6 protein-coding genes are annotated in these 7,431 nt (G+C 71.8%); 4 read left to right on the top strand and 2 right to left on the bottom strand.

The annotated features are described in order from the left end of the window. From I6A81_RS03345 to I6A81_RS03330, 4 genes are all read left to right on the top strand, one after another. Nucleotides 1–1,035 (top strand): protein kinase family protein (locus tag I6A81_RS03345; RefSeq protein WP_238441447.1); only part of this gene is annotated, 1,035 nt, incomplete at its 5' end. A 184-nt stretch (nt 1,036–1,219) separates the two neighbouring features. Then, on the top strand, nt 1,220–2,218 hold the full coding sequence (locus I6A81_RS03340; protein ID WP_202998936.1) for a hypothetical protein: 999 nt from the start codon (nt 1,220–1,222) through the stop codon (nt 2,216–2,218). A gap of 138 nt (nt 2,219–2,356) precedes the next feature. Beyond that, the gene (locus I6A81_RS03335; protein ID WP_202998935.1) at nt 2,357–3,844 is read left to right on the top strand and encodes an adenylosuccinate synthetase; all 1,488 of its coding nucleotides are present in this window, start codon (nt 2,357–2,359) and stop codon (nt 3,842–3,844) included. A gap of 49 nt (nt 3,845–3,893) precedes the next feature. Next, nucleotides 3,894–4,067 carry a hypothetical protein gene (locus tag I6A81_RS03330; RefSeq protein WP_202998933.1) on the top strand — a complete coding sequence of 58 codons (174 nt, stop codon included), beginning with the start codon at nt 3,894–3,896 and terminating at the stop codon, nt 4,065–4,067. A 300-nt stretch (nt 4,068–4,367) separates the two neighbouring features. Here the strand turns inward: I6A81_RS03330 and I6A81_RS42955 are convergent, their stop codons facing one another. Both I6A81_RS42955 and I6A81_RS03315 read right to left on the bottom strand, forming a co-directional pair. Next, complete coding sequence (locus I6A81_RS42955) at nt 4,368–6,374, bottom strand: glycosyltransferase family 2 protein (protein ID WP_238428060.1); 2,007 nt, start codon at nt 6,372–6,374, stop codon at nt 4,368–4,370. 448 nt (nt 6,375–6,822) lie between these two features. After that, nucleotides 6,823–7,071 carry a hypothetical protein gene (locus I6A81_RS03315; protein WP_202998931.1) on the bottom strand — a complete coding sequence of 83 codons (249 nt, stop codon included), beginning with the start codon at nt 7,069–7,071 and terminating at the stop codon, nt 6,823–6,825. Nucleotides 7,072–7,431: the final 360 nt, after the last annotated feature.

The following is a 7,431-nucleotide window of genomic DNA, read 5'->3' as shown; positions in this document are numbered from 1 at the left end:
GCTGACCGGGACGTGGCCGCCCGGGAGGGGATGGTCCTCGTCGGTCGCGGCGGGGCCGCCTACACCGTCGGCGCGCGCCACGACCGTGCCGGCGGCCGGGCGTCGGCCTGTTGCGAGATCGCCACCCTGTACCGGGTCGCGCGTGTGGTGCCGGCCGACGGCATGGCCGGCACCGACGAGTCGCGCTGTGTGGTGAAGATCGCGCGATCGGCGGGCGACGACGACCTGGTCGCGCGGGAGGCGGCGGCCCTGCGACGGCTCGCCCGGCTGGGCGACCCCCGGTACGCCGCCTACGTGCCGAGGCTGGTGGACACGGTCCGGTTCCGGGAGGGCCAGGCCCCGGGCGCCACCCGCCGGGCGAACGTGCTGGGCCTGCTGGGAGGCCTTTCCCCCCGGGTGCCCTCGCCGTCGTCACGCAACCGCGAGCTCGGCCGGCCCGACGACTTCGTCACGCTGGCCCAGGCGCGCGCCGCCTACCCGGCCGGGCTGGATCCCCGCGACGTCGCCTGGATGTGGCGCCGGCTGCTGGTGGCGATCGGCTACGCGCACCGGGCCGGGGTGGCGCATGGCGCGGTCCTGCCGGAGCACGTCCTCATCCACCCGGCCCAGCACGGCCTCGTCCTCGTCGACTGGTGCTACAGCGCCGTCCCCGACCCAGCCGACGGGGCGGTCGTCGGCGTCCAGCCCCGCGCCGGGGGCGCCGACGACCCGAGCCGGCGGATCCCGGCCCTGGTCGAGGCGTACGCCGACTGGTACCCACCGGAGGTGGCCCGCCGCGAGCCGCCGGGCGCCGCGACCGACATCGCGCTCGCCAGCCGCTGCGTGTCCTACCTGCTGGGCTCCGCCGACCCGGCCCGGCTCGGCGGCGCCGTCCCGGCGCCGATCCGCCGGTTCCTGACGGGCTGCCTGCTGCCCTCGCCGTCGATGCGGCCGGACGACGCCTGGCGGCTGCTCGCCGAGCTCGACGAACTACTGGGCCGGATCTACGGCCCGCGCCGTTTCCGTCCGTTCACCATGCCCAGTCCGTCTCCCTGACGGACATTCCCGCGGCCTGCCTGACCCGGCCCCTCCGCCCACCGCTCCTCATTCCGCCCTCGGCTCACCCTCCGCGATTCCGCCCTCGGCTCACCCTCCGCGCGAAACCGGCGGCCCTGGCGGCCGCGCGCCGTTCTCTCCAATCGTTCCTTTCAATTCCCCGCCATATTTCTGGAGGCTCGTCATGGGCAGTGGCAGCTGGTCGACAAACGTCTACTCGGCGGCGGCGAGCTATCGGCGCGGCGCCGGCAAGAGCGCCTTTGACTACAGCGACCGGATGCGCGGCGCCGGCCGGGCGATGAAGGCCCACCCGGACCTGGACCCGTACGGCGTCGGACTTCGGGAGAGCCGCGACTCGGACGAGCACCCGACGTCGCAGGCGATCGCGGTGCTGTTCGACGTCACCGGCTCGATGGGCTCGGTGCCGCGCGACCTGCAGGCCAAGCTGCCCGCGCTGTTCGGTCTGCTGCTGCGCAAGGGCTACGTCGAGCACCCGCAGATCATGTTCGGCGCGATCGGGGACGCGCACTGCGACCGGGTCCCGCTGCAGGTAGGCCAGTTCGAGTCGGACAACCGGATGGACGAGCAGCTCGGCAACATCATCCTCGAGGGTGGCGGCGGCGGCCAGGTCAAGGAGTCGTACGAGCTGGCCATGTACTTCATGGCCCGCCACACCGCGCTGGACTGCTGGGAGAAGCGCGGCCGGAAGGGCTACCTGTTCATCATCGGCGACGAGAAGCCGTACAAGACGGTGGACCGCGGCCAGGTCGAGACCCTCACCGGTGACCTGCTGCAGGGCAGCATTCCCACCGAGAAGATGCTCGCGGAGCTGACGGAGACGTTCCACGTCTTCTTCATCATCCCGGCGGGCGCCTACCACGCGCACGAGAGCGCGGTGCTCGAGACCTGGCGCAAGCTGCTCGGCGAGCGGGTGATCGAGCTCGACGACCTGGGGCTCGCCTGCGAGACGATCGCGCTGACCATCGGGATCCTCGAAGACTCGATCGACCTCGACGAAGGCCTCGACGACCTGCGCGACATCGGCGCGGACGCCGCCGTCGCGCCCGTCGGCAAGGCGCTGGCCAGGATGCGTCCCGGCCCCGTCGACGACCCCCGGCCGTCGACCGGCCTCGGGAGCCGGCCGCCGGCTCGCCTGGGCACCGGAGGCATCGGCCGGCTCTGAGCCGCGCCGGCGTCCCGTCCCGCCTCACCGCCAGAACAGGTCACCGCCAGAACAGGTCACCGCCAGAACAGGTCACCACCAGGAGCAGGTCACCACCAGGACCGGGCCACCGGGACAGTACGAGGGAGGAAGGCCCCCATGCGACCCAGGCACTCGATGGTCGTCGACCTCGGTTTCGGCGACGCCGGCAAGGGGACGATCGTCGACCACCTGTGCCGGGTCGGCGCGGCGGCCGGCCGGCCGGTCGGGGCGGTCGTCAGGTTCAACGGCGGCGCGCAGGCGGCGCACAACGTCGTCACCGACGACGGCCGCCACCACACGTTCGCGCAGTTCGGGTCGGGCACGCTCGCCGGCGTGCCGACCCACCTCTCGCGGCACGTCCTGGTCGACCCGCTGGCGCTGGCCGCGGAGGCCGACCACCTCGTGGCCCTCGGCGTGGCCGACCCGTTCGCGGCGCTCACCACGCACCGGGACGCCCTGGTCATCACCCCGTACCACGCCGCCGCGAACCGGGCCCGGGAGTCCGCCCGGGGCGACGGGCGGCACGGGTCGTGCGGGATGGGCATCGGGGAGACCGCCGCCTATGCCCTCGCCCATCCGGAGGACGCGCCGCGGGCACGTGACTGCGCGCGCCCGGCGCGCCTTCGCCGGCTGCTGGCCGAGCTGCGCGACCGGCTGACGGCCGAGCTCGGCCCGCTTCCCGTCCCGCCGGTCGACGACTGCGTCGCCGCGTTCGGCGCGTTCGCGCGGGCCGTGCGCCTGGTCGACGACCGGTACCTCGCCGACCTGCTGCGCGCGGCGCCGGTCGTGTTCGAGGGGGCGCAGGGCGTGCTGCTCGACGAGTGGCACGGCTTCCATCCGTACACCACCTGGTCGACGACGACGTTCGCGAACGCGGAGAAGCTGCTGGCCGACGCCGGGATGAGCGGCGAGGCGACGCGGCTGGGCGTGCTGCGTACCTACACCACCCGGCACGGCGCCGGGCCGCTGGTCACCGAGGACGCCGCGCTCACGGCGGCGCTGCCGGACCGGCACAACGTGACCGGCCGTTGGCAGGGGGCGTTTCGGGTCGGGCACTTCGACGCCGTCGCCCACCGGTACGCCGTGGACGTCGCCGGCGGGGTGGACGCGGTGGCGCTCACCCACCTCGACGCCCCGGCCCGCCTGCGCCGCCTCGGGCCAGAATCGGGCCACCGCCGCCTCGGGCCGGGCGCGGGCCACCCGCTCGCCGTGTGTCGCGCGTATGACATCGAGGCGGGCACCGACTTCGCCGATTTTGATGACATCACGCCCGGTCTCGCCGATCAGTCTGGTGGAGCGGACGCTGACGGTCTGCCCGGTCCGGCACCCGGCCGGCCGAGGCTCGGCGGGGCGCCGGCCGGTGAGGGGTGGGGGCGGACGCGTCGGCTCGTGCCCGGTCCGGCGGGTGACCTCGCCCGCTCCGCGGCGCGTACCGCGTACCTGCTGCGCGCCCGGCCGGTGTTGGAGGAAATGCCAGGAGACGACGAAGTGCCGGAAGACGGCGAGGTGCCGGGAGACGGCGACTGGCCGGCGCTGGTCGCCGAGGTGTGCGGCGCCCCGATTTCCATCCGTTCCTTTGGACCACGCAACCGAGACAAGCACTAGGCACGAACCAGCCCATCCGGGCATCGCAGGTGTACGGGGAGGTACAACCATGATGGAGTTCTATGTCGTGACGCTCATCCTGGCGCTGCTACTGGCGCTTGGAACCGTCTTTCTACTGGTCCTGCTGCGCGTGCTGGAGGAGCGGCGCGATGTCGCCGACACGCGCCTGGAGTGGTCGATCCGTTCCCTCCAGGACTCCAAGTACGACGAGCTGCACCAGTAATCCATCTCCTGTCGCCGGCGGCTGTCCCTGGCCTGGCGACAGCCGCCGCCCTCCGGGATACTTCCGGGCGGACCCGGCGGAGTTCACGCCTGACGCCGCTCTGGGCGGTCCGGTCGCCGCGGCGAAGATCGGCGGCTGGCCGGAGTCGATCCCGCCCGGAGTCGATCCTCACGAGGAAGTCGATCCCGCGATCGAAGAGGCGCCCGGGCCGGATGAACCCGTGTTGTTGGGCGTGAGCGCCAAGAGATGACTTCGGCGCTCACGCCTGGAATTTTTCGCGACCGGCATGGTGACCGAGGGTCAGCCGAGATATTCGGCGACGACGCCGAGGTAGGCCTGGTTGAGCAACGGGCGTTGCCGGGACAGGAAATGCAGGATGTGGACGCCCGCGGCGCGCGCCTCATCGACCGAGGAGAAAGCCTTCGGCCTGCGGTTCCAGGCCGAGTCGAGGGTGGACACCCGCGTCCCGGTGGCGGCGATCGCGCGCACGAGGGCGAGCTGGTCCTCGCCGCCGAACCGGTTCCACTCCTGATGCCACAGGTCGAACATCCGGGCAACCCGCGGGCCCTGGTCGAACAGCATGACGCCACTGTTGTAGTAGCGACGGTCGATCAGCCCGAGGTCGCGCATCAGCTGGTATTCGGGCGCGCGGCGGGTCGGGTCGTTGACGCTGCGCTCGAGGACGTCGGCGACCGAGGGGTGCATGTCCGGCGCCATGGCCACGTCGTGGCCGCGCAGCAGTTCCCAGACCTCGTCGACCGAGGAGATGACAATGGTGTCGGCGTCGAGGAACAAGGTGCGCTCGAACGACCAGCGATAGAGCTGGGTCTTGTGGAACCGGGAGGCGAACCCACCGGGGAGACCGCCGACGACCATCGTCTCGCATTCGAGGTCGGTGAGGTCGTGGCTCGGCGAGTCGGTGACGACCCGCACCGGTCCGTCATAGCCGTGCAGGCGCAGGGTGCGGGCGCTGTCGGTGACGAGCTGGGCGTAGCTCTCACCGAGCGCCAGGTAGACCACGCCGCGGTCCACCGACCGCCTGCCGCGCCGGTCCGGTCCGCTCGGGGCGGCCGCCGCGTCACGCTTGGATGACGTGCCGTTGCCGTTGCCGTTCCGCCTGGCCAGGCCGTTCCCCGGGGTGGGCCGCGAGGTGGCTCCGCCGGCCTGGAGGGCCGTGGCCGAGCCCAGGCCGTTGGGGCCGCCAATGCCGGGCGCCAACGCGTGCCCGGCGGCGTGGCCGTCACCGTTCGGCGACGCGCCGCCGTTCGATGAGGAGCGGCCGTTCGGTGACACATGGCCGTTCGGTGACGCATGGCCGTTCGAAAGGACATGGCCGTTCAGCGAGGTGCGGCCGTTCAGGGGGGTGTCGCCGTTCGACGGGATGTGGTCGTTGGACGGGATGTGGTCGTTGGACGACCCGTGGCCGTTGGACGACCCGTGGCCGTTGGACGACCCGTGGCCGTTGAATGAACCGTGGCCGTTCGACGAACCGTGGCCGTTGGACAGGGCGTGGTCCTTGGACGAGGCACGGTCGGCGCCGTTCGCGTGCGTGCCCTCGGGGTGGGCGAACTGCCTGGGGGTCGTCGGCGCCGGGTTCACCGGGAGCCAGCCGATCGCCCGGGCGGCGAGCATGAAGTCCACCCGTCGCTGGAGGTGGTCGGGCCGGCGGTGCAGCGCGTGCGGGTCCGGCAGCTCGGTCCGGTTCATGAGCGTCTCGGGGTCGGGGTCGGCCGGGGTCAGGTAGTTGCGCAGGCCGGCGCACAGCCGCATCGCGACGCAGAGCAACATGTCGTCCTCGGGCACCTGCTCGTGCGTGTAGTTCATCAGCCAGCGCAGCTGGGCCACGTGGTGCAGGTTGCGGGTGCGGACGAAGAAGCCCCGGACCAGGATGTCGATCTCGCGTGCCCGGGGCAGCCGGGCGATGTCGCGCGCCTTGTAGCGGCCGTCCGACGGGATGATCCGGCCCATCTGGCCGATCGTGCCGAAGCCGGGCAGCGCGTCGGCCGTGGCGACGAGGTGCTCGACGCAGCGGGTCCCGGGCAGCATGTCGTCATCGATGAAGAAGGTGTACTCATGGTCGTAGGCGGCCAGCGGCACGAACCGGGAGTACGGCCCGGTGTTATGCCCCCAGCGGTACACCCGGTCCGCGCCGACCAGCGTCGCTTCGGACAGCGCGTATTGGTCGTCCAGATGGGTGTCACATACAGTCACCGTGCACGGGGTGGTCTGCGCGCGCAGCGCCTCCACGATCCGCTGAACATTTCCTGGACGTTTCCAGTTAATGACGACAGTCTCAACCTTGTTCATGCCACCCGTCGACATCCACCCATGGCGGAACAGCAGCGAGCACGCGCCTTTCCGGCGCGTGAAGAACTGGATTGACCCGTGCCCGGACGTGGACGCGACGCGACGATGCCCGTGTCGATGAGCGGGGGGGTTGACCGAAATGTTCGCACGTCAGCCGCCCAGTTCTCAAGGGTTCCGAAAACTGGGTACCTGTGTGACCTGTGTCACATGGATGACCGCCGTTGGACTGGCGCTCCCGGCCGGCCGGGAGGCAGGGGCGCGTCGACCGGCGCCGACGGCCGGGGTATTTCTGGCACGTTGAAAGGTAACGGCGGCGTTTCCGGCGCCTGAAACTCTCGGAGTGTTACGGGAAAGTATCGGCGCGGGTCCCGGTTGTTGGCGGGCGGATGATTTGCGCGCCGACTGCTACGTGACGTAGTTGGTTCGCCCGTGGGCTCGTCGGCGCCGGCTACCCGCCGCGTCGGCCGATGCCGTCCGCCGCGAGCACGACGATCACGCGGGTCGCGGCGGAGCGCGACTGGCCCGCCATGCTCGGCGCGGGTGAACTCCGGTCGTGGCTGACCACCCGCGCCGTCGGCTCGGCAGCCCGAGCCCCGCGGCGATTGGGCAGCCCGAGTCCCGCGGCGATGGCGGCGGCCAGCTCCTGGTCGACGTGGGCCAGGTGATCGGCGATCTTCTCTCGACCCGGCAGCTCCACGGGACACACCCATGAGTTCCGAGGTCCGTCGTTGGCCGGCCACATGGGGCGATGAACATCGCTGGTGGCCGGCCGTCCTGGGATCGGTCCATGGGCTGTGGCGCCAAATAGGAAGGTTTTCGGCACCACAGCGTCTGGGATCATGATCGAACGCCCCACAGGTCATGACCAGCCGCTCGTCGGGGCCAAACCCGCCTGGCGGGGCTATGCGCGCACCGCGAGTCGTCGGCCGCGGACGATAGCCGGACGGTCGGGACAGCCGGACGGCTGAACGGCCGGAAGAGCGGGATTCACGAGAGCGTCCCGGCATGCGTGCTCGGACGGCTCCTGGGTCCTGCCCGCCCGTCGGCCGGCGCCGGC

Source organism: Frankia nepalensis (assembly GCF_016786325.1).
GTDB classification, from domain to species: Bacteria; Actinomycetota; Actinomycetes; order Frankiales; family Frankiaceae; genus Pseudofrankia; species Pseudofrankia nepalensis.
This window is presented reverse-complemented; position numbering and strand designations above follow the sequence as displayed.